Source organism: Acinetobacter sp. ANC_7511 (assembly GCF_056779975.1).
This window is the reverse complement of record NZ_JBWYIY010000001.1, coordinates 210,369-232,854: the sequence shown is the minus strand read 5'-3', so window position 1 is coordinate 232,854 and position 22,486 is coordinate 210,369. Positions and strand designations below refer to the sequence as shown.

The 22,486-nt window shown below is 38.3% G+C and carries 24 protein-coding genes; 14 read left to right on the top strand and 10 right to left on the bottom strand.

Going from position 1 to position 22,486, the window contains the following annotated elements; genetic code table 11:
• Positions 1-11: 11 nt before the first annotated feature.
• Complete coding sequence (locus tag AC1M9L_RS01215) at positions 12-1,274, top strand: acyl-CoA dehydrogenase family protein (RefSeq protein ID WP_481591095.1); 1,263 nt, start codon at positions 12-14, stop codon at positions 1,272-1,274.
• Between the two features lie 159 nt (positions 1,275-1,433).
• Here AC1M9L_RS01215 and AC1M9L_RS01210 read toward each other — a convergent pair whose 3' ends face one another.
• Positions 1,434-2,753 carry an acyl-CoA dehydrogenase family protein gene (locus AC1M9L_RS01210; protein WP_481591094.1) on the bottom strand — a complete coding sequence of 440 codons (1,320 nt, stop codon included), beginning with the start codon at positions 2,751-2,753 and terminating at the stop codon, positions 1,434-1,436.
• Positions 2,754-2,949: 196 nt separating this feature from the next.
• On the opposite strand from AC1M9L_RS01210, the gene AC1M9L_RS01205 reads away from it, so the two are divergent.
• Positions 2,950-3,159, top strand: a complete 210-nt coding sequence (locus tag AC1M9L_RS01205) for a hypothetical protein (protein WP_481591093.1) — start codon at positions 2,950-2,952, stop codon at positions 3,157-3,159.
• Between the two features lie 46 nt (positions 3,160-3,205).
• On the opposite strand, the gene bioB is transcribed toward AC1M9L_RS01205, so the two are convergent.
• Together bioB and queG are read right to left on the bottom strand one after the other, a co-directional pair.
• A complete protein-coding gene (gene bioB, locus AC1M9L_RS01200) occupies positions 3,206-4,195 on the bottom strand; it encodes a biotin synthase BioB (protein WP_035263808.1) in 990 nt (329 codons plus the stop codon).
• A 290-nt stretch (positions 4,196-4,485) separates the two neighbouring features.
• Positions 4,486-5,589: a tRNA epoxyqueuosine(34) reductase QueG gene (gene queG, locus AC1M9L_RS01195; RefSeq protein WP_481591092.1), complete on the bottom strand. Its 1,104-nt coding sequence runs from the start codon at positions 5,587-5,589 to the stop codon at positions 4,486-4,488.
• 20 nt (positions 5,590-5,609) lie between these two features.
• Between queG and AC1M9L_RS01190 the strand changes: the two genes are divergently transcribed.
• Together AC1M9L_RS01190 and AC1M9L_RS01185 are read left to right on the top strand one after the other, a co-directional pair.
• The gene (locus AC1M9L_RS01190; RefSeq protein ID WP_481591091.1) at positions 5,610-7,121 is read left to right on the top strand and encodes an NAD(P)H-hydrate dehydratase; all 1,512 of its coding nucleotides are present in this window, start codon (positions 5,610-5,612) and stop codon (positions 7,119-7,121) included.
• A 15-nt stretch (positions 7,122-7,136) separates the two neighbouring features.
• Positions 7,137-7,415, top strand: a complete 279-nt coding sequence (locus tag AC1M9L_RS01185) for an acylphosphatase (RefSeq protein WP_481591090.1) — start codon at positions 7,137-7,139, stop codon at positions 7,413-7,415.
• Between the two features lie 23 nt (positions 7,416-7,438).
• Here the strand turns inward: AC1M9L_RS01185 and ruvC are convergent, their stop codons facing one another.
• Positions 7,439-7,984, bottom strand: coding sequence for a crossover junction endodeoxyribonuclease RuvC (gene ruvC / locus AC1M9L_RS01180; protein WP_035263804.1), 546 nt, complete (start codon positions 7,982-7,984; stop codon positions 7,439-7,441).
• Between the two features lie 122 nt (positions 7,985-8,106).
• Here ruvC and AC1M9L_RS01175 point away from each other — a divergent pair, with 122 nt between their 5' ends.
• The gene (locus AC1M9L_RS01175) at positions 8,107-8,691 is read left to right on the top strand and encodes an FxsA family protein (protein ID WP_481591089.1); all 585 of its coding nucleotides are present in this window, start codon (positions 8,107-8,109) and stop codon (positions 8,689-8,691) included.
• A gap of 106 nt (positions 8,692-8,797) precedes the next feature.
• Entirely contained in the window at positions 8,798-9,439 is a 642-nt protein-coding gene (locus tag AC1M9L_RS01170) for a LysE family transporter (RefSeq protein ID WP_481591088.1), read from the top strand.
• Here the strand turns inward: AC1M9L_RS01170 and AC1M9L_RS01165 are convergent.
• A complete protein-coding gene (locus tag AC1M9L_RS01165; RefSeq protein WP_180027759.1) occupies positions 9,383-9,592 on the bottom strand; it encodes a hypothetical protein in 210 nt (69 codons plus the stop codon). The genes AC1M9L_RS01170 and AC1M9L_RS01165 overlap by 57 nt on opposite strands.
• Positions 9,593-9,899: 307 nt before the next feature.
• Between AC1M9L_RS01165 and AC1M9L_RS01160 the strand changes: the two genes are divergently transcribed.
• Positions 9,900-10,142: a hypothetical protein gene (locus AC1M9L_RS01160; protein WP_035263796.1), complete on the top strand. Its 243-nt coding sequence runs from the start codon at positions 9,900-9,902 to the stop codon at positions 10,140-10,142.
• A 45-nt stretch (positions 10,143-10,187) separates the two neighbouring features.
• Here AC1M9L_RS01160 and metK read toward each other — a convergent pair whose 3' ends face one another.
• Positions 10,188-11,354, bottom strand: coding sequence for a methionine adenosyltransferase (gene metK / locus AC1M9L_RS01155; RefSeq protein ID WP_035263794.1), 1,167 nt, complete (start codon positions 11,352-11,354; stop codon positions 10,188-10,190).
• 443 nt (positions 11,355-11,797) lie between these two features.
• Here metK and tkt point away from each other — a divergent pair, with 443 nt between their 5' ends.
• The gene (tkt, locus tag AC1M9L_RS01150) at positions 11,798-13,786 is read left to right on the top strand and encodes a transketolase (RefSeq protein ID WP_481591087.1); all 1,989 of its coding nucleotides are present in this window, start codon (positions 11,798-11,800) and stop codon (positions 13,784-13,786) included.
• A 114-nt stretch (positions 13,787-13,900) separates the two neighbouring features.
• Complete coding sequence (locus AC1M9L_RS01145; RefSeq protein ID WP_035263790.1) at positions 13,901-14,116, top strand: hypothetical protein; 216 nt, start codon at positions 13,901-13,903, stop codon at positions 14,114-14,116.
• A gap of 59 nt (positions 14,117-14,175) precedes the next feature.
• On the opposite strand, the gene AC1M9L_RS01140 is transcribed toward AC1M9L_RS01145, so the two are convergent.
• Positions 14,176-14,703 carry a nuclear transport factor 2 family protein gene (locus AC1M9L_RS01140; RefSeq protein WP_035263788.1) on the bottom strand — a complete coding sequence of 176 codons (528 nt, stop codon included), beginning with the start codon at positions 14,701-14,703 and terminating at the stop codon, positions 14,176-14,178.
• 330 nt (positions 14,704-15,033) lie between these two features.
• Here AC1M9L_RS01140 and AC1M9L_RS01135 point away from each other — a divergent pair, with 330 nt between their 5' ends.
• Both AC1M9L_RS01135 and AC1M9L_RS01130 read left to right on the top strand, forming a co-directional pair.
• The gene (locus AC1M9L_RS01135; RefSeq protein ID WP_481591086.1) at positions 15,034-15,618 is read left to right on the top strand and encodes a YceI family protein; all 585 of its coding nucleotides are present in this window, start codon (positions 15,034-15,036) and stop codon (positions 15,616-15,618) included.
• A gap of 394 nt (positions 15,619-16,012) precedes the next feature.
• Positions 16,013-16,594, top strand: a complete 582-nt coding sequence (locus AC1M9L_RS01130; protein ID WP_179998143.1) for a hypothetical protein — start codon at positions 16,013-16,015, stop codon at positions 16,592-16,594.
• A gap of 160 nt (positions 16,595-16,754) precedes the next feature.
• On the opposite strand, the gene AC1M9L_RS01125 is transcribed toward AC1M9L_RS01130, so the two are convergent.
• Together AC1M9L_RS01125 and AC1M9L_RS01120 are read right to left on the bottom strand one after the other, a co-directional pair.
• Positions 16,755-17,456 carry a glutamine amidotransferase gene (locus tag AC1M9L_RS01125; RefSeq protein ID WP_481591085.1) on the bottom strand — a complete coding sequence of 234 codons (702 nt, stop codon included), beginning with the start codon at positions 17,454-17,456 and terminating at the stop codon, positions 16,755-16,757.
• A gap of 88 nt (positions 17,457-17,544) precedes the next feature.
• Positions 17,545-18,117: a TetR/AcrR family transcriptional regulator gene (locus tag AC1M9L_RS01120; protein WP_481591084.1), complete on the bottom strand. Its 573-nt coding sequence runs from the start codon at positions 18,115-18,117 to the stop codon at positions 17,545-17,547.
• An 86-nt stretch (positions 18,118-18,203) separates the two neighbouring features.
• Between AC1M9L_RS01120 and AC1M9L_RS01115 the strand changes: the two genes are divergently transcribed.
• The 3 genes from AC1M9L_RS01115 (at position 18,204) to AC1M9L_RS01105 (ending at position 20,753) form a co-directional block, all read left to right on the top strand.
• Positions 18,204-18,974 (top strand): SDR family oxidoreductase, encoded by a 771-nt coding sequence (locus AC1M9L_RS01115; RefSeq protein WP_481591083.1) that lies wholly within the window; start codon positions 18,204-18,206, stop codon positions 18,972-18,974.
• 22 nt (positions 18,975-18,996) lie between these two features.
• Positions 18,997-19,599: a 2-hydroxychromene-2-carboxylate isomerase gene (locus tag AC1M9L_RS01110; protein ID WP_481591082.1), complete on the top strand. Its 603-nt coding sequence runs from the start codon at positions 18,997-18,999 to the stop codon at positions 19,597-19,599.
• Between the two features lie 101 nt (positions 19,600-19,700).
• Complete coding sequence (locus AC1M9L_RS01105; protein WP_481591081.1) at positions 19,701-20,753, top strand: NAD(P)-dependent alcohol dehydrogenase; 1,053 nt, start codon at positions 19,701-19,703, stop codon at positions 20,751-20,753.
• Between the two features lie 59 nt (positions 20,754-20,812).
• On the opposite strand, the gene exaC is transcribed toward AC1M9L_RS01105, so the two are convergent.
• Positions 20,813-22,324 carry an acetaldehyde dehydrogenase ExaC gene (exaC, locus tag AC1M9L_RS01100; RefSeq protein WP_481591080.1) on the bottom strand — a complete coding sequence of 504 codons (1,512 nt, stop codon included), beginning with the start codon at positions 22,322-22,324 and terminating at the stop codon, positions 20,813-20,815.
• Positions 22,325-22,486: the final 162 nt, after the last annotated feature.

Here is a 22,486-nt window from a genome sequence, read left to right as displayed (position 1 = left end):
AGAAATTTATTATGACTATATTAAATCAGAATGAAGAACTTTCACTTGGTGCCAACTATGAAGAGGTTGCAGCAAAGTTTCGACCGATTTTTAAGCGGATTGCAGAAGGGGCCGTTCAACGAGAAACCGATCGTGATTTGCCTCATGAACAAATTAAATGTTTAAACGATGCATGTTTTGGTGCATTACGTGTGCCAAAAAAATATGGCGGTGCAGGTTTTACCCAGCAGCAACTTTTCCAAATCTTAATCGAGTTGGCGACAGCGGATTCAAATATTGTGCAAGCTTTACGTGGACATTTTGCATTTGTCGAAGACCGTTTAGTGGCGCATAAAGATCAATCACAAGCGTTTTGGTTTAAGCGATTTGTAAATGGTGAAATCGCAGGAAACGCTTGGACAGAAGTCGGTAATGTTGAGATAGGCGACGTCATTACCCGAGTGAAACAAAATCAACAAGGCGAATATGAAGTTTCAGGAGAAAAGTTCTATTCTACAGGTACTATTTTTGCCGATTGGATTGATCTTTTTGCCTATGATGAGACCACTGATCAGCATGTGATTGCAGCGGTCTCAACTAAAGCTAATGGAATTAAAGTACATGATGATTGGGATGGATTTGGTCAAAAAACCACTGGAAGCGGGACGCTAAAAATCAACCAAGTGTCGATTGAACGAGATCATATTTACCCGTTTGATCAGCGTTTTAAATATCAAACAGCTTTTTATCAAGTTGTACATCTAGCAACACTGACCGGCATCGCATTTTCTGCGGTGGAGACCTTTAGTGAGGAAGTGCGTAAGCGTACTCGAATCTTTAGCCACGGGAATGCTGATCTTGTCCGTGATGATGCTCAGATTCTACAAGTGATTGGTAAGGCATCTTCCCAAGCATTTGCCAGTCAATCCATTACTTTAAAAACAGCTGCAGCACTGGATGATGCATATTTAAGTCACTTTAATGCTTCATCTGAAAAAGATCATGAGATTAACCAAATTGCGGAACTAGAATCTGCTCAAGGGCAGGTAGTCATTTCAGATCTTGTACTTGATTTAACAACTAAACTATTCAATAGTTTGGGTGCTTCAACCAGCGCTTCATCGAAGCAGTTAGATCGTTTCTGGCGTAATGCAAGAGTTGTATCCTCACATAATCCGATTATTTATAAGGAGAAAGTGGTGGGTGCTTTTGTCGTGAATCAAACTGAATTGCCATTTGTATGGCAAATTGGTAATAGTCCTTTGGCGAAACACTTGAAAGCTCAAGTGGCTTAATTGATGTAATTTCGATGATGCTGCTAAGAAGGTCCTGTTAAGGACCTTTTTACTAGGTTCTTAAATAAGAGTCTAATAGCCTAAGCGATTTAGATAGATCACTTTAAAAAACACTAAAAAAGACACTAAAGAATAGTGTCTTAACGATTTAAAGCGAGCTTAAGAAGCCTTATCTGTTTGCAGAAGCCCTGATTCATCAACTTTACCGATACGCCATTGATAAGGGGGTAATGCACCATTTACGCTAAAGTCTCCGACAATTCGATCTTTATAAATTCTTGGGTTGTGAGATGCGAGCGTACGAATATTTCGCCAGAAACGATCTAAAGCTAAGTTTTTATCAGTGGCTGATGCTCCTAGAGCATCAAAAATGATGGTCGAAGCATTTAATGCAAGTGTAGTGATAATGGTTTGAGATTGAGCAACCTCTAATTCTGCTATGGCATTTTGATCTGCTTCGAGTTGTTCATTATCATTCAACCCAGCTTCAAAAGCACGTTGTATAGCCTGTGCATTTTTTCCAATAATTGCTGCAGTGGTGTAGGCGACACCACGAATTTGACCCACCACTTGTAGGATTTGAGCATCATTACGGACGAAGGAAGCATTGGCATGCGTATAATTTCTTTCACGTTTATAAACCTCAGCTGATACTTCATAGCTTGCTGCTCTTGTAAGCCCTGAAATAATTGCCAATTGAATCAGTTGATAGAATGCTGCTGAATATTTAAAGCGCTGTTGGTCTCCGATGACATCTTGTTGATTCACAACAACATCAGTGAACTTAGTAGTACCACTTGCTGTAAGAATTTGACCAAAACCATTCCAGTCATCCACAATCTCAACACCTTCAGCATGTCGAGGGATTAGAATACTGGCTGATTCTCCATACAAATCAGTAATACCCACATCAATCCAGTCTGCATACAAGCTTCCTGTGGTATAAAATTTTTGTCCATTCAATATCGTGCGTCCCTCAGCATCTTTGGAAAGTCTCGTTTTAAATTCATGAATGGACTCATTTCCACCTTCAGACCATGCGCTTCCAATAATTTGACCTTGAGCCACTCTAGGAAGCCATATAGATTTAAACTGTGGGTCGCGGCTGAGCAGTAAATCTTCCACAAAGCCAAAATGTACGCGAAGTGCCTGCGGTAAATTTGCATCAGCTTCGGCAAGTTCGATTAATAGATTAAATAATTCTGGAATCGTTGCATCAAATCCCCCTTGCGAACTGGGTAAGCGAAGTTTCGTAAAACCGATGTCTTTTAACCATTGAATCTGTTCAAAAGCTAAAATTCGCTTTTTTTCGCGTTCTGATCGCGAAGCTTTGATTTTTTCAAATGTAGGTCTGAATAACGAGGCGAGATTTTCATAACGTGAAGAAGGTCCTTGTCCCCATACAGCATTAATTTGTGTGGTCAGTGCGCTGGGGCGGTGTTGCAATGCAGTTTGAGTTTTTAAATTAACGATATTCATAATACTCAGTCTTTATTTTAAATTAAAATAAAATAATAGCGCTTATAAGATGGGTGAAAATCGATTTATTGTGATATGTAAATATAATATATTGGATTAATAAAAAATTAGATATTATCTTAAATAAAGAAAATGATATTCAATAAAATGAATTGAGATATAATCATATTGTGATTGGAGAAAGGGTTTAAATTAAATGGGTAAAGATTTTAAATCCAATACTTATATTTGTGATGATCATGTCATAGATACGATTTATTGGTTGATGCACCACCAAGATAGTTATGATCGCTTTGAGTTTGATGCATTTAGTCAAAAAATAACGGTACACCATGCCAATGGAACAGATGAAATTAAGCCAGGACAGTATCTTAATGCCAGTTATGGCATATTGATCACATCATAAAAAACCGAAGCAAAGCTTCGGTTTTTGATTGAGCGAATCTTATAAATTAACTTGCCATTGCATCTATAGTCAGCTCTGATACAGTCGGCTTCGCTTTTTCGGCTTTTAGACCTAACTTATCGAATAACTGCTTATCTTTGCCTTCACCAGCATTAGGTGTCGTTAAAAGCTTTTCACCTGAGAACAAAGAGTTAGCACCTGCCATAAACGCTAAAGCTTGATCAGAATCAGAAAGAGATTCACGACCCGCTGAAAGTCTTATATAACTTTTTGGCATGATAATGCGCGCTACGGCAATCGTGCGAATCCATTCAGTCACATCGAGTTTTTCAACGTCTGCTAAGGGTGTGCCTTCGATCGGTACAAGCATGTTGATTGGTACCGATTCTGGATGAATAGCTAAGGTCGCAAGTTCATGTAATAGACCAATACGATCTTGAGTATCTTCACCTAAGCCAACAATTCCACCACTACACACTTTCATGCCTGCTTGGCGTACAAAGTCTAAAGTATTTAAACGATCATCATAAGTGCGTGTGGTAATCACATTTGGATAGTACTCACGAGAGGTATCTAAATTGTGATTGTAATAATCTAAACCTGCTTCTTTTAAACGTTCCGCTTGTGATTGATTGAGCATCCCTAAGGTCATACAAGTTTCAAGTCCTAGGGCCTTTACCTCACGTACCATTTCAAGTACATAAGGCATATCGCGTTCATGAGGATTTCGCCATGCAGCACCCATACAAAAACGAGATGATCCAGAAGCGAGAGCTTCTTTGGCTTCATTAATTACTTTTTCAACAGCAATTCTTTTTTCGGCCTCAAGTTTGGAATCATAACGTGCAGATTGAGAACAGTATTTACAATCTTCAGGACATTTACCCGTTTTGATTGATAGTAATGTGCTGACCTGAATGGTATTTGCATCAAAGTATTGACGATGCACGCGTTGTGCTTCGAAAACTAAGTCCATGAAGGGTTGTTCATAGAGTTTTTGTATTTCTTCACGCGTCCAATCATTGCGTACTTGCATAATTTATCCATCAATTAAAAAGCTACTTATTTGATCATACTGTAATTTTAATAATGCAAAATCGTAAAATATGACAATAATGACTCAAAAAAATTATCAAATTCGCCAACTCAATAGAAATTAATCATTGTTGATTTAGTTACAAACTTAACTATTTTTATGCATTTTTCGCCGCAAAATTATTTTTTGGGAACTTGATGCTGAGAACTTGTTGCTAACGTGTGCTTAAAATTTCAGATCATGCTCAAAACGGTGTTTTTGCGCTGTCAAGTCATCTTGGAAAAGTACAATTAATTATTTCTTTTTGATTGTTGTTCTTGTACTGCCCAGTCAATATGGATTTGCACAATCTCACTAGACTGATTTCTTTTTAGTATCAATTGCTCAATATTGTTTGGATGATACGGTGCATTCCCGATTCCAATCGCAATATTCCGCATAAAGCTTTCATAGCCTGTTCTACGCAGTGGACTGCCTTCTGTGTTGGCTAAGAATGTTGCTTCGTCCCATTGCCATAATTCAATTAAAGAAAGACGATCCAGCCCATGACGGGGATGGAAATCAGCAACCGTTGTAGTTTGTGCGAAACTATTCCAAGGACAAATCAGCTGGCAATCATCACATCCAAATACGCGATTACCTATGCCACGGCGTAGTTCTTCAGGAATCACCCCTTGGTATTCAATCGTCAGATAGGCAATACATTTTCGGGCATCTAATTGATATGGCGCTACAATCGCCTGCGTTGGACATATATCAATACATGCTGTACATGAGCCGCAATGTGCACTGGCAGGCTCGTCAAAGGGTAATTCAAGAGAACTAAACAGTTCACCGAGTACAAAAAAGGAGCCCGATTTTTTGTGGATGAGCAGGGTATGTTTACCTGTCCAACCCATACCTGCAGATTCAGCGAGTGATTTTTCAAAGATAGGGGCTGAATCGGCGAAAGGTCTTGATTCAAATGGACCGACTTTTTCACGAATAAGGTTTGAAAGTGTTTTTAATTTACCGCGCATGGTTTTATGGTAATCCCGTCCGCGTGCATATCGCGCAATAACGGCAGAATTGGGGAAATCTGGTACTGTTCGAGGTTGAGGTCGTTCAACCAAATAATTCATTCTGACGCAGATAATACTTTTTGTATGGGGAACCAAGAGTGTTGGATTAGCACGTTTTTCCAAATTTTCTTCGAGGAACTTCATGTCACCATGAAATCCTTGATCTAAATATGCTTTTAATCGAGGCAATTCATCTTGAGCATCAGGTCGGGCAATGACACAATCAGCGAAGCCGAGTTCCAATGCTTGAGCTTTAATCCAAGCTTTAAGCGCATAAGGATCAAATTGCTGTGTTGGAATACGAACTGGTATAGATGAGAGAGATTGAGTCATAAATAAAAAAAGGAACGATGATGCATCAACAAGTTTATCACAGCAGTGCGATTCAAGCTTGGGAACAGCGCTGGTTTGACGATCAAAATAGTGCTTTTGGTCTTATGCAGCAAGTTGCTTGGATGATGGCACAAGAAATCATCACAATTCTTCAAGGTATTGAAAAAAAGAAGATCCGTATCGCAGTATGCTGTGGTAAAGGAAATAATGCTGGGGATGGTTATCTTATTGCGTACTATTTAGCACAGCACTCTTTATCACAACATTGTTCATTTAACCAAAATCTAGAAATCGATATTTTTTCTTTTTCACAAGTCGATCATCACTCGGCTGACTCCTTACAGAGTGCTTATAAAATGAGTCAATCCGTACCATTAAAGCAGTTCACCGATCTGAACCTGTGTCAGGGTTATGATGTCTATATTGATGCATTGTTTGGAATTGGAATTAATCGTACTTTAAGTGAAGATTGGCAGAGAATTATCCATCATATTAATGAGCAAGACGGCGTCAAAATTGCGATTGATATGCCGAGCGGTTTAGATGCAAATACAGGTCAACCATTACCAATGACTATTCATGCTCAGCATACGCTTACCGCACTCGCATATAAGGTAGGGCAATTTGTAGGGCGTGCACAGGATTTTATAGGGCATCTAAAACTCATTCCCATTTTACCATGTGACTCAGATTTAATACCTGTGGCCCGATTAAGCCCAGTCAAAACAATTTTGCCGCGACGACACTCTACAGGACATAAAGGAACGTATGGGCATGTGCTCGTGATTGGCGGTCATGCACAAATGGGAGGTGCGGTGATTATGGCGGCTGAAGCTGCATTTGCCGCTGGGGCGGGTAAAGTCACGATCGTGTGTGATGCTAAACATCATTCAGCAATTTTGTCACGATCTCCCAATGTAATGGTGCAGGATATTAATTGTTTCGATCCATCACAACGAAAAAATTTGCTGCAGCAAGTCGATTCGATTTGTTTTGGGATGGGGTTGGGACGCGATGATTGGGCGGCTGAGCAATATGATCACTGGATGAGTATTCTGCCCTTTACGAATAAACCGACTGTACTCGATGCTGATGCATTGTGGTTCTTATCTGAAAAGCCCATTCGACTCAATGAGAGAACTTACGCAACGCCACATCCTGGTGAGGCTGCAAAACTTTTACACTCTAGCGTGGCGGAAGTTGAGCATGACCGCATCAAAGCAATTAAACGATTACAAACACTGTATGCTGGTGAATGGGTATTAAAAGGTGCAGGAAGTTTAACGATTGACGCGCAGCAAACCATTTGGATTTGTACCCAAGGTAATCCAGGAATGGGTACAGGTGGAATGGGGGATATTCTTGCAGGAATGATTGCTAGTCTTAAAGGACAATTGTCTAATTCCATCCAGCTTCATGAAATTGTTAATTTACATGCTATGGCAGGTGATGTATTGGCTCAACAGGGTGAACGTGGTTTGTTGGCTCAGAATATGGCTCAAGCGATTTATCAAATAGTAAATCTAAAATAAAATTCAGGGATAGATATGCGATATTTAAAATTAACGATACAAGGTCTTGTTCAAGGGGTCGGATTTCGTCGCTGGTTTATGGAACAAGCCTTAAATTTGCATTTAACTGGTTACGTTAAAAATATGGATAATGGGGATGTGGAAGCTATCATTGTTGGCACATATAAAGATGTAAATGACATGATCAAACTGGCCATGGCAGGGCCTCATAATAGTAAAGTTAAGCAAATCTTCTATGAAGACTTAATTGACATCAAAGAGCGTGATTTCGATAACTTTCAAATTCGCCAATAAGTGCATTGAGTGTCGAGAGACTTTTAACGTCGACGACTACTGCTGCGGCTTCGTCCACGTGCCATTCCACCTAAAGCATTTAAGACGGCCAATTTACTCATACTGCCAGAGGCATGTGCATGGCAAATTGCTGCGGCAAGTGCATCTGCAGCATCGGCTTGTGGTTTAATACTTAAATTAAGTATGCGCATAACCATCATTTGAACCTGTTCTTTATCAGCAGCGCCATAGCCAACAACAGATTGTTTAATTTGACGCGCAGTATATTCAGCCACTTGTAGATCTAAATTGACCAATGCCGCTATAGCTGCACCGCGTGCTTGACCAAGTTTTAAGGCAGAGTCAGGATTGACCGCCATAAATACCTGTTCCACAGCAGCTTCGGTAGGACCATGAAATTTAACGATTCTTTCAATGCCTGAAAAAATTCGTTTTAGACGCTCAGGCATGTCAGGTGTTTCAGTGCGAATTGTTCCAGCATCAACAAAAGTGAGTTTTTGCCCCTCTTTTTGAATAATACCGTAACCTGTTAGACGTGAACCAGGATCAATTCCGATAATTAATGACATTCCATGACTTTAAAAATAAAATAATGCCCATATTGTTACATAAGCGTATGAAAAAAGCTTGATACAGATTGAGCAGATGATTACGACCCTATATTTAAATTTTTGAGATTAGATTACATTTCATGAAATTAGCTCTTATTGTTTTAATCGGTATAGTCCTTGAAATCTTCGTATGGGTCGGTGTGGGTGATCTAGTCGGAAGTATGTGGTATGTATTCTTCTGGTTTATTGCTGCATTCTTTATTGGTTTAAATATGGTTCGTTCTCATGCATCAGGTTTAATGCCACAGATGCAGCAAATGCAACAAGGTCATATGAGTGCTGATCCGAATTTGACCAATAACTTACCTAAAATTATTGCGGGTATTTTCCTTTTGATTCCGGGGTTAATTTCCGATCTATTCACCTTACTTATTCTAATTCCACCTGTTCAAACAGCATTTAAAGCGGTGATGATGAAAACCATGATGAAGCGTCAGCAAGCCATGATGGAAAAAATGATGGGTGGTATGATGGGAGATATGGGCGGCATGGGTGGTCAAGCAAATGGTCAGAATCCATTTGCAGATTTAATGCGCCAAATGCAAGAAATGCAAAGCCAGCAGCACGGTCGTGGTTCAAATGACTCTACTATCATTGATGGTGAAGCAAGAGAAATTACACCTGAAGCAAAGAAAATTGAAATGAAAGACGTTAATCAAAAGTAAATTGCGCATGTTCAAAACCAGATGTAATGTCTGGTTTTTTTATTTTTGTATCTCGATTTTCCTAAAAAACAGTATAATTCAAACAATTTTTATTCATTTTTGATTTATGTCTCTATTACTTACCATCTGTGTCCTACATCTTGTTGCTCAATTGAGTCCTGGACCTGATATTTTGTTGATTGCCAAATGCGCAGCGTCAACCACAATCGCAAATACGTTGAAAGTTATTTTAGGTATTTCTATTGGAATTTTATTTTGGGTGATTTTAACCTTATCAGGTTTTGCACTTTTGATTGCCCAATTCCCATGGATTCAACAAGTCTTAATGTTAGTCGGTGGTTTATTTTTGGCAAAAATGGGTTGGGCGATGCTAAAGGGTGGTTGGCAAACTTATAAGTCTTTCAAATTTGATGCAATTGATGAAAATCAGTCACCTCTAAAAGCTGAAAAATATTTTTTGATGGGGTTGTTTACAAACCTATCCAATCCTAAAACACTGATTTATTTTAGTAGTGTATTTTCACTTGCTTTAACCGCTTCAGCACCAGAGATGTTGAAAATACAACTTGCAGTCATTATTCCGATTCAAACGTTTTTAACCTTTACGTTTTTGATGGTCGTTTTAGCGCGCCCTAAAATTAAACAGCTCTACCAGCGTTCAGGGCATTACATAGATATGGCATCGGGTGGTCTATTTTTGATCTTTGCAGTCTGGTTGTGGATCGATGCGCTTATTTTGCTTAACTGAATCCTGATCTAACTCTTCTGTTTGAGTCAGAACAAGCGTGTCTTGCTGATAACGTCTTGGTCGCAAAGTTGCTTCAGTATTTTCAGAACCTTGATAAGAGCGACTTCTGTTTGCTCTTTCTCTCAAGCCGCCTTTCTTAATTAATTGAACCATAGTCATATCATCATTTTTCACTACGATTATTTTACTTCAATTTATGATTTCTATGCAGATTTGATGGGCGAGTGTGTGAATAAAATATGCATAATATCTAGAAGAAAAAAGAATGATAGAGCAGGTTGTCAAAAAAAATTCACATAGATATCTGATAATACAAAATATTGAATGAAGTCATAGATGGTTGCTGTTTTATAGCTACATCATGAGGTTGATTATTGGTGAAGGCTTATATAGTATAAATATTAGCCTCTAAGGTGATGTAGATAAAAATAAAAAAGACAGTCAAATCGGGAGGATGAGTATGCTGTATCAGTATCATTGTGCGTGTTGTGACAAGGTGGTTGCTTCGACAGACAAAGTGTGTTCTGAATGTGGATCACAAAATATCAGAACACCTTATGGTTTTTGGATATTTTGTATTATCGCGTGTTTAGCCGCAGCCATTGTGTTTAAAGTGGCCCATTTATATTTACAAGATAACCAAAATGTCCCTGTGAAGCAGTCGTTTTTGGACACGCTTCATCAAAGTGATAAAGCAAATTGAATCTATAAAAAAGCCCACATCAATGTGGGCTTTTTTATTTGGAAATTACAAACCAGCTGATGCTTTAAGCGCTTCAACCTTGTCTGTCTTTTCCCAAGTGAATGCAGTATCAGAACCTTCACGACCAAAGTGACCATATGCAGCAGTTTGCTTATACATCGGTTGAATGAGATTCAACATACGTGTAATACCATACGGACGTAAATCGAAATGCTCTCGTACCAATGCAATAATCAATTCTTCAGAAACCTTAGCAGTATTGAATGTATTGATTGAGATAGATGTTGGTTCAGCAACACCAATCGCATAAGACACTTGAATTTCACATTTATCGGCTAAACCAGCGGCAACAATATTTTTTGCAACATATCGACCAGCATAAGCAGCAGAGCGGTCTACTTTAGATGGATCTTTACCAGAGAAAGCACCACCACCGTGACGAGCCATACCACCATATGTATCTACAATGATTTTACGACCTGTTAAACCACAGTCACCGACTGGACCACCAATCACAAACATACCAGTAGGGTTGATATGGAATTTGGTATCCGCATGGAACATATCTGCTGGAATCACTTTTTTCACGATTTCTTCAATGACAGCTTCTTTTAAATCAGTCTGTGAAATCTCAGGATCGTGTTGAGTCGATAATACGACCGCATCTAAACGAACAGGTACGCCATTTTCATATGCAAAAGTCACTTGGCTTTTCGCATCTGGACGTAACCATGGCAGACTTCCGTTACGACGAAGTTCTGCTTGTTTTTCCATAAGACGGTGCGCATACGAAATAGGAGCAGGCATTAAAACATCTGTTTCGCGACTTGCGTAGCCAAACATTAAACCCTGATCGCCAGCACCTTGATCTTCAGGTTTTTGACGATCTACACCTTGAGCAATTTCAGGAGATTGTTTGCCAATCATGTTGATAACAGCACAAGTTGAACCATCGAAACCTAAATCAGAATGATGGTATCCAATGCCGTTTACGGTTTGGCGTACAATTGCTTCAAAGTCTACATTTGCAGTTGTTGTGATTTCACCTGCAAGAACAACAGCACCTGTTTTTACAAGCGTTTCACAAGCAACCCGTGCATATGGGTCTTCTTTTAAGATTGCATCCAAAATAGCATCACTGATTTGGTCAGCCATTTTATCTGGATGGCCTTCGCTTACAGATTCTGAAGTAAATACAGCGTACTCGCGCATAAGTCCTATCACAGTTATTTCTAAAGACGCAATATGGTACATCGACTTAACGTTAAGGACTAGCTTAACCTGACTAAAAAGCATGAATTTATGTCATTTTTGTGTTTTTTTAATTGATATCATCATCTGTTAAATTGATAAGTGAAAACTTTTGTATAAGACTTATTCTTTTTAAGACTGAGCTGAAATAAAAAACAGCTTAAGTGGGTACGAAAGAATATGAATATATGATTCAACATCAGTACTTTAAAAAAAGGCCAAGCGACTAAAAAATATTGGATTGAATTGAATATTGGTAAAACCGACTCGCATTGTATGAATTTTTTCGCTTTAGGGCTGAAATATACGTTTCTGGGCTTTACGCTGTTTGATTTTTTTAAGACAATACACCCAGTTTTTGAATTTTATTCATTTCCCATCTTTAATTTATCGGACACTGATCTATGACAACCCCGCTGAATGAACGTCGCATTGCTAACGCAATTCGTGTACTTGCAATGGATGCTGTGCAAAAAGCAAATTCTGGACATCCAGGTGCACCAATGGGGATGGCTGATATTGCTGATGTTGTATGGCGTGAATTCTTAAATCACAATCCGACAAACCCTCAGTGGGCTAACCGCGACCGTTTTGTATTATCAAATGGTCATGGCTCAATGCTTCAATATGCATTATTACATTTGACTGGCTATGATCTTTCAATTGAAGATTTAAAAGCATTCCGTCAATTGCATTCTAAAACACCGGGTCACCCAGAATTAGGTTATGCACCTGGTATCGAAACAACTACTGGTCCATTAGGGCAGGGTATCGCGAATGCTGTCGGTTTTGCTTTGGCTGAAAAAACCTTAGCAGCGCAATTCAACAAAGAAGACATTAAAGTCGTTGATCATTTCACTTACTGTTTCTTAGGTGACGGCTGTTTAATGGAAGGTGTTTCTCATGAAGCATGTTCATTGGCAGGTACTTTGGGTCTAGGTAAATTAATTGCTTACTATGACGACAATGGTATTTCAATTGATGGTGAAGTAGAAGGTTGGTTCTCTGATGACACAGAACAACGCTTCTTAGCTTATGGCTGGCAAGTATTGAAAGTTGATGGTCACGATGCAGATGCATTACGTGCGGCAACTTTAGAAGCGAAAGCTGAAACGAAGAAACCAACAATCATTATCTGTAAAACGATTATTGGTTTAGGTTCACCAAACAAACAAGGTAAAGAAGATTGCCATGGTGCACCACTGGGTAACGACGAAATCGCATTAACACGTGAAGCGTTGGGTTGGACTGAAGGTCCATTCGAAATTCCTGCTGACGTTTATGCTGCATGGGACGCTAAAGAAAAAGGTCAACAAGCAGAAGCAGCTTGGAACGAAGTATTTGCACAATATGAAGCAAAATATCCAACTGAAGCGGCTGATCTTAAACGTCGTTTAAGCGGTGAATTACCTGCTGACTTCGTTGCAAAAGCCGATGCGTATATTGCTGAAGTAAACGCAAAAGCTGAAACCATCGCAACACGTAAAGCAAGCCAAAATGCAATCCAAGCATTTGCCCCAATGCTGTCTGAAATCTTAGGTGGTTCTGCTGACTTAGCAGGTTCTAACTTAACACTTTGGAAAGGCGCACAAGGCGTTCAAGACAATGCTGCAGGTAACTACGTACACTATGGCGTACGTGAGTTCGGTATGACTGCAATCGCAAACGGTGTTGCACTTCACGGTGGGTTCATTCCTTACGTAGCAACATTCCTCATGTTTATGGAATATGCACGTAACGCAGTACGTATGTCTGCATTGATGAAACAACGTGTGATTCATGTTTACACACACGATTCTATTGGTTTGGGTGAAGATGGTCCAACACACCAACCAATTGAACAAATCGCATCTTTACGTGGTACACCAAACCTCAACACATGGCGCCCATGTGACACAGTTGAAGCAGCAATTTCTTGGAAATCTGCGTTAACACGTTCTGAAGGTCCAACTGCGTTGATCTTCTCTCGTCAAAACTTAGCATTCCAAACACGCACAGAAGCACAAATTGCTGATGTTGCGAAAGGTGGTTATGTATTGGCTGAAGAAAAAGGCGAATTGAAAGCGATTATCATTGCAACAGGTTCGGAAGTTGCATTGGCAATGGAAGCTTATGCACAGCTTGAAGGTGTGCGTGTTGTGTCTATGCCATGTGCTGAAGAATTTGTTAAGCAAGATGCTGCTTACCGTGAGTCAGTTCTTCCATCTAATATCCGTGCGCGTGTAGCGGTTGAAGCGGCGCATGTTGACTACTGGTGGAAATTTGTAGGTCTTGATGGTCGTGTGATTGGTATGACTACGTATGGTGAATCTGCACCAGCGAAAGATTTGTTCCAATACTTTGGTATTACGACTGAAGCAGTTGTCGCAGCAGTGAAAGAAATTACTGCTTAATTCTTAGAATTAAGTGTTTTAAAAGGCGTCCCAACTGTGGGGCGTCTTTTTATTTTTATGTATCTAGATAGATAGATTCATTCCCTAAATTTCAAATTAGAAGTGAGTAGCGCAATGAGTTTGTATGAGCAAATTAGTGATGAAATTACTTTAATGGATGCGGGTGAGCAAAAGTGGATTGGTGAAGACTTACCACTTGAAGCGATGGTAGCAGTAGAGTTATTGCTACAAGATATGGCAGAAGAGAAAATCATTAAAGTACGTCGAAAAAATCGTGAAAAAACTTCAGGATTAAAACAGATTGATCGTATTCTGATTGAAAAGCTTTAACAGTCATAAAAAAGCCTCTTATGAGGCTTTTTTATTATCCTATTTTTATTATTTTACAGTTAATTAGCCGTAGTTTCTGACACGGTAAAATTTAATTTTGGATCAGCATTTTGTTGAATTGTCCATTCACCACTTACTCTGAAAGATGCTGCTGAAGCATAAGTATCTTCCATAAACTGGAAATACGTGATTAAGCCATCTTTAACTATTGCTTTAATTGAAAAAGGTGAAGTAAAAGTGCGCTTAGCGTAAACAGATGTATAAGTAAATTGACCGAATACAGCCACTGTTTCATCTTCAGCTAAAATATCTGTGATTTGAAAATCATCGATCGTCCAATAAGTTCCGACATTAGAAAAAGTATAAATGTAGACATCACGACCTGTAGAAGTACCAGCCCAAGGTTCAATTTGTTTAAGTTCAGGATTATTAAAATTTAGCGAAGTATAAATGGCATCTTCAGCCACTAACTTTTCTGAAGCAATCGCTACTCTTGATTTATCAGTATTATATAAAAAAGCCAATACGACATCTTTAGGTGCTTTAGTTTTAAGCGCTTTATCAATCGCTTGTTGTTGTTCACTCATCATTATTCTCCAGTTCAAAGTGGTAATTTTAGTATTATAAATGAGACAAAATATTAGTATATTGTATAAATGTTTAATTTAATCTCATATTTAAGATATGTGTTGATGTTAACTGCTTATTAGGAGAAAGCTTAAAGATGAAAAACATGATCTATACACAAGTGATAGTCATAATCTGATCAAATTGATTTGATAAAAGTGACACCTTCTTAAGGTGCGTTCTAATCTTGCAACAAACTGTTCTATCTGTACTGATGCAAGAATTTCAGAATGCTATACATTATTCACTATCCATTTCATAAATGTTTTAAAAAATTTGAGGAAAAATTGATGAACTTTAAAACAATAGCGTTAAGTGCCGTAGTGCTTTCTGTAGCAACAGTTTCATTTGCTAAACCAGTTGAATATAAAATTGATCCAACTCATACAGCGACAGTATTTACTTGGGATCATTTTGGCTTTTCTACACCATCAGGTAATTTTAGCGATATCCAAGGAACGATCAAAGTAGACAATGAAAAGCCTGCGAATTCAGCGGTGAATGTCACAATTCCACTTTCAAGTATTAATACAAATGTCAGAGCATTAGATGAACATTTATTGAAACCAGATTTCTTTGATGCTGAAAAATATCCGAATATCACTTTTAAAAGTACTAAAGTTCAACCAAATGGTAAGAACAAGTATAAGATCACAGGTGATCTAACGATTAAAAATGTTACTAAGCCTGTCGTACTAGATGCTGTTTTGAATAAACAAGCTGAACATCCTATGACGAAAGCGCAGTCTATTGGTTTCAATGCAACGACTTCATTTGACCGTTCTGCATTCGGTGTAGGCGCATATGTGCCTAATGTAGGCGATAAAATCACGGTGAATATTACAACTGAAGCTTCAGTAGATAATAAAAAATAATAAAATCAATTTGTTAAGTGATAAATAAGCCGCCTGAATGGGCGGTTTATTATTTTCTTATGAGGCCAAAAGCTTCTCTTTTTAATGCTCTACCCGTAATTATCGAAAGTAAGATGAACCAAATCTACAACAAGAATTTTATCTAAATAGCTTAAGTCATTGGCGTGGCTCAAGCTTTAGAATCAATGTCACATACGATTTTACACAGGGAGATAATAACCATACTAAGAAGTTTGTAGATCAATTCATTAAACGTGATATACGCTTGCAGAGATAGGAGTAGAAATATTTAAAAAAGTCATGGATATTGTATGGTTTAAAAAAATTGCATTTATTTAAAATAAATTTAGATTTATGATTTGGACTGATTATAATTATTTAGTTTATTTTAAATATGTATTTGCAAATATTTGAAAAAGCCATTGAGCTTATTACACCATCATACAATCGAAAAAAATATCTTGAGCGCCACTTACGTCTTAAATCTTTTTTTGAAGAACGAGAAAGGATTAAAAATCTTAATGAAAGCGAGGAAGTTAAAACGCTTCTGCTAAATTCAGCAATTTCTGCACTTACTGGAGCAAAAAACGTTGATATAAAAGAGCTGGAATATTTCTTAGATAAATTTAATGCAATGGAGTTTGAGTTACTTTATTGGACTTTTGTATGGAATAGAGCAGGTTATCAGGTATTAAAAAACTCTAGAGGTGAAATCATTAGACTAAAGGTATCAAAAAAAGGAAAAATAAAAGTTTTAGTAATGAATTTACTAGTTTTATTTTCTATGAGTTTTGCTCCCATAATGTTTTACTTTAAAAAAGATGAATATTGGAGATTGTTTAATTCTTTAGGTGCATCACAGATAGTTCCCGAAATAATTTATGGAGTTATATGTGTGATATGTGGACTCACCATAGTCAAACTTCTTAACGATTGGGTACATTGGAAAAATTTGAACAAAATTTTAGACACTTGATATCAAAAAAATATTAACTGTTGCAAGCGGTTACTCACTCTATCAAATTCGGTTGAATGGGATGCAACGGAGTGGATGCTCATAACGAATGGTGGATTGATTGGCATAGCACAATCAAATATCCTGATCTACAGTTGGGTTCAAGGCTATCAAATCAAAATCATTTAATCTGTTCAATAAAACGGCTTAAGATTGAACCTGCCACAGATTCTAGCTTTTCAGCATAACGGTGGTTATCTGCACGTAATTGAGTAATATCTATACCCGCTTTACGCAATTCGCAAGTATGACCAATCAACCATTTCTCTAAACTATCTGAGGTCACTTCAGGATGGAACTGGAGTGCTAAAATATTAGATCCAACTTGAAAAGCCTGATTTTTATAAATTTGAGTGCTCGCCAGAAGTTTCGATTGCGCGGGAAGATCAAAGGTATCACCATGCCAATGCAAAACTGGTACACCATGTAAAGAATTTAGAAGGTTGTCTTGTTCATTTATAATATCTACCGTACTCCAGCCAATTTCTTTAGTGTGGCCAGCATATACTGCACCGCCCAAGGCTTTTGAAATGAGTTGAGCACCTAGACAGATGCCAAGCGTAGGGCGTTGGAGTTTTAATCTTTCTTTAAGTAAGTCTATTTCTGTTTGTAGGAAAGGGTAATCTTCTGTCTCATAAACACCAATCGGTCCACCCAAAATAATGGTCAGACCTTCGTACTTTAAGGCTACTGAAAGATCATCCACACCTGCATCAAAATATCTGACCCGATAACCCAGTTGATATAGTGTCTCCTCAAAAGAACCTAGATCTTCAAAGGCTAAATGCTGTATTGCATATACTGTTTCAGGAAGCTTTCTCATGATGTGACGTTCTTAAAAGAATGATGAGGAGATTATAGTATAGAACTTTTGGAACTAAGGTTTCGTCCATAAAACAATATAAAACGATTTATTTCGCAATCTCTTTTTTTAATAATTTCTTAAGCATCGCTAGACTAGAATTGAGAATATCTTTTTTTAAGCGTTCATCTTGAACTCCACGCGCTAATAGTACGGAGCCCACCATTTGACAGAGTATTGCCCAAGCGAAATCAGGTTCTGGAGCATGCTGCGCAAATAGTTTGTAACCACGCTGAAGTTCTTTTTCAAAACATTGTTTAATGTCAACATCAGCGCGTGAAACTTCAGCAGCAAGTGAGGGTAAAACACAGCCTTTTTCTGGGTGTTGAACGTGTAATAGAGAAAGATATCGGTTCATTTCAAAATCTAACCAAGATTCTGGATCTTGATGAGGATTCATTTCCCACTGTTGAATACTTGCTCCGATTTCAGATTCGATTAAGGCTTTAAATAAGTCGTTTTTTGAAGAAAAGTGAGAATAGAAAGCACCGCTGGTCATATTTGCAGCGTGCATAAAACCATCAACCCCAGTATTGTTAAAACCTTGTTTTTTTGCAAGTTCACCACTGGTTTTTAAAATATCACGACGTTTTTCTTCTTTATATCCTGCTTTATATCTCATATTGAATATTCAATAACCATTGACTGTGCCTCAAAACTATAACATAGTGATCGTTATAATAACGATCGTTATTTAATGGAGAGATGATGAACGATCAGCAGTCAGAAATTAATCATTCAGAAGAAAAATCAACATATAACAAGGTCGCACTGATCATTGGTGCAGGAGATGCCACAGGCAGTGAGATCGCAAAACGCTTTGCACGAGGTGGATATACTGCTTGTATGACTCGACGCAATGCAGACAAGCTTGCACTTGTCATCCGAGAGATTGAAGCACACGGTGGTAAAGCTTATGGATTTGCTTCAGATGCAAGAAAAGAAGATCAAGTGATTCAACTGATTGACACAATTGAACGTGACATTGGTCAGATTGAAGTATTGGTCTTTAATATTGGAGCAAATGTGCCGTGTAGCATTCTAGAGGAAACAGCACGTAAATATTTTAAAATCTGGGAAATGGCTTGTTTTAGTGCTTTTTTAAATGGTCGTGAAGTCGCTAAACGGATGGTCGCAAGGCAGCGCGGCACTATCATTTTCACTGGTGCAACAGCAAGCATCCGTGGTTCAGCATATTTCAGCGCTTTTGCTGGCGCTAAACATGCGTTAAGAGCCTTAGCCCGAAGTATGGCAAAAGAGTTAGGGCCTCATCATATTCATGTTGCGCACGTCATTATTGATGGGGCGATTGATACTGATTTTATTAAAGATACTTTCCCTCATTTGTATGAAAAAAAACAGCATGACGGTATTTTAAATCCTCAACATATAGCTGATAACTATTGGCATATTGCTCATCAACCACGAGATGCTTGGACACATGAATTGGATTTGCGTCCATGGTCTGAACAGTGGTAATCATATTTAATAAGGATAAGACATGACTACACAACAACAAAAAGTTGAATTTTATTTCGACCTTGGCAGTCCATTTAGTTATTTGGCTTTTTACAAGCTACAAGAAATCACCAAAAAATATAATGCAGTGATTGATTACACACCAATTTTATTGGGTGGAATTTTTAAATTGACTGGTAACAAGAGTCCAATTGAGGTGCCTGCTAAAGGGATCTATTCAATGCAAGACTTAAGTCGTTGGTCAGATTATTATCAGATCCCGATGCAGATGAATCCATATTTTCCAATGAATACATTGACTTTAATGCGTATATTAACGGGAGTCAAAATCTATCATGATGAATATTTTGAAGTGATTTTGACCAAGCTTTTCGATGCGATGTTTAGAAAGCCCTTGAATTTAGCCGATCCAGAAGTTCTGATAAATTTATTTCAAGGGGATGCAATCGATGGTCAGCAACTTTTGGATTTAAGCCAAGATCAGGTAGTAAAACAAAAATTGATTGATGAAACAAACAATGCCGTACAACGAGGGGTATTCGGAGCACCTACATTTTTTGTACGGGAAAATATGTATTGGGGACAAGATCGCTTGCATTTTGTAGAGCGAGAATTACAAAAATAAGTGAAAAAGAAATTAGATTGAGACTCAGCTAAATTTATTAAAAATATTGATGTGATATAACGAATAAGAGAGTACGAAATTAACAGCTTGAGGGAGTCACGATGACCCATAATGTTTTAGCTTACGCAGCGCTTGATTCTAAAAGTCCATTGGTTCCATATACGTTTCAGCAACGTCAAGCTCGCCCCGATGATGTCATTATTGATATTGAATACTGCGGTGTATGTCATTCTGACTTACACCAAGCGCGTAATGATTGGGGATTTAGTCGTTACCCAATTGTACCGGGTCATGAAGTAATTGGTCGTGTAAAAAGCATCGGAGCATCGGTAACGAAGTTTAAGGTTGGAGATCTGGTCGGAATCGGGTGTATGGTAGATTCATGTCGTACTTGTTCTGCTTGTCACCAAGGTTTGGAGCAATATTGTGAAGCTGGCAATACACAAACGTATGGTAGTTTAGATCGTCATGATAAAACACCTACTTATGGTGGCTATGCACAAACGATCATTGCGAGCCAAGATTTTGTATTGAAAGTACCTGAAAATTTAGATACTCAATCCATTGCACCCATCTTATGTGCAGGGATCACGACATGGTCTCCGTTAAAACATTGGAATGTCGGTAAAGGCTCTAAAGTGGCTGTTGTTGGACTCGGTGGTTTAGGTCATATGGCGATTAAACTTGCTCATGCGCTTGGTGCAGAAGTGACTTTATTTACACGATCAGCAAATAAAGAACAGGATGCACGTGATTTAGGTGCAGATCATGTCGTGTTATCAACAGATCCAACACAAATGAAATCAGTGAAAAATCAGTTTGATTTAATTATTGATACTGTGCCTTATGATCATGATCTAAAGCCTTATATTCCGACACTTGCATTGAGTGGGACATTGGTATTGGTAGGCTATCTCGGTGAATTTAGCAGTAATTCCGTGCCCATGATTATGGGAAGAAAATCAATCGCTGGATCGGTGATTGGTGGGATTCAAGAAACTCAAGAATTACTCGATTTTTGTGGTGAGCACAATATCGTGTCAGATGTAGAAGTCATTGATATGCAAAATATTAATGAGGTATTTGAGCGAATGCTTCAAAGTGATGTGAAATATCGTTTTGTGATTGATATGAAAAGTCTACAAGCCAGCTAATCCATTAAGCTCCTGTAGCAGAAAAGAAGCGGCAATCAGCCGCTTCTTTAGCTTTTGTTTTAGAAGAAACCCATTGGTTTAGTTGAGTAACTCACCAATAAATTTTTAGTTTGTTGGTAATGATCCAGCATCATTTTATGATTTTCACGACCAATCCCTGATTTTTTATAACCGCCAAAAGCAGCATGAGCAGGGTAGATATGGTAGCAATTTGTCCAGACTCGACCTGATTGAATTGCACGTCCTGCACGATAAGAAGTATGCGCTGATCGTGACCAAACACCAGCACCTAATCCATAAATGGTGTCATTGGCAATGTTGATAGCATCGTCGAAATCTTTAAATGTTGTCACAGCCAAAACTGGTCCAAAAATTTCTTCTTGGAATGTTTTCATGCTGTTATTGCCTTTGAAAATCGTCGGCTCAATATAAAAACCTTGTCCAATTTCTTCACGTGCTTGACCACCCGTAAGAATTTGAGCACCTTCTTCACGACCTGTCGCAATACAACCTAAAATTTTATCTTGTTGCTCTTGCGAGGCTTGAGCACCAATCATGGTTTCTGTATCAAGTGGATGTCCCGTTTTAATTCGCTTCACGCGCTCTACAGCCATCTCTAAGAATTTATCAGCAATACTTTCCTGGACTAAAGCGCGTGATGGACAAGTACAAATTTCTCCCTGATTCAGGGCAAACATGGAAAAACCTTCAAGCGCTTTATCTAGATATTCATCATCCTTATCCATGATGTCTTCGAAGAAAATATTTGGAGATTTGCCACCCAGTTCTAATGTCACTGGAATAATATTTTCGGTGGCATATTGCATAATTAATTGACCAACCGCAGTTGAGCCAGTAAATGCAATTTTTGAAATACGTGGATTTGTGGCAAGAGGGCGTCCTACTTCAACACCATAACCATTGACGATATTCAGCACACCTGGTGGTAAAATATCTTGTATCAGTTCAACTAAAACTAGAATACTGACAGGAGTTTGCTCAGCTGGTTTTAAGACAATACAGTTCCCCGCTGCTAATGCAGGCGCAAGTTTCCATGCCGCCATTAAAATCGGAAAGTTCCATGGAATAATCTGTCCAACGACACCCAACGGCTCATGAAAATGGTAAGCGATAGTATCTTCATCAATTTCTGAAATACCACCTTCTTGTGCGCGGATACAGCCAGCAAAATAGCGGAAATGGTCAATACACAGTGGAATATCTGCAGCTAAGGTTTCACGGATAGGTTTACCATTGTCCCATGTTTCTGCCACAGCAAGTAATTCTAGATTCTCTTCTAAGCGATCTGCTATTTTTAATAAAATGTTAGAGCGAGTTGTTGCAGACGTTTTGTTCCATTCAGTTTTAGCGGCATGAGCTGCGTCTAAAGCGAGCTCAATATCCTCGACTGAAGAACGGGGAACTCGAGTAAAGACTTTCCCATCTACGGGAGAAAGATTATCAAAATACTCACCTTTTACTGGAGGAACCCATTTCCCACCAATGAAATTTTCGTATTGTGCTTTAAATTGAACTTTAGAATCTGGTTGATTGGGATCAGCGTAGCGCATAGTGTCCATCCTTTGGTTGTGCTGTAAAGTTATGGAAAATATCTTCGTCTTTGGTATTAGATATCTTCTATTATTGATGAGTTAACATAACCACAATAAGGTTGGAAAAAGGTTGGAATGATGAAGGTTTACAACTGATCAACAAATACTATAACTATAATA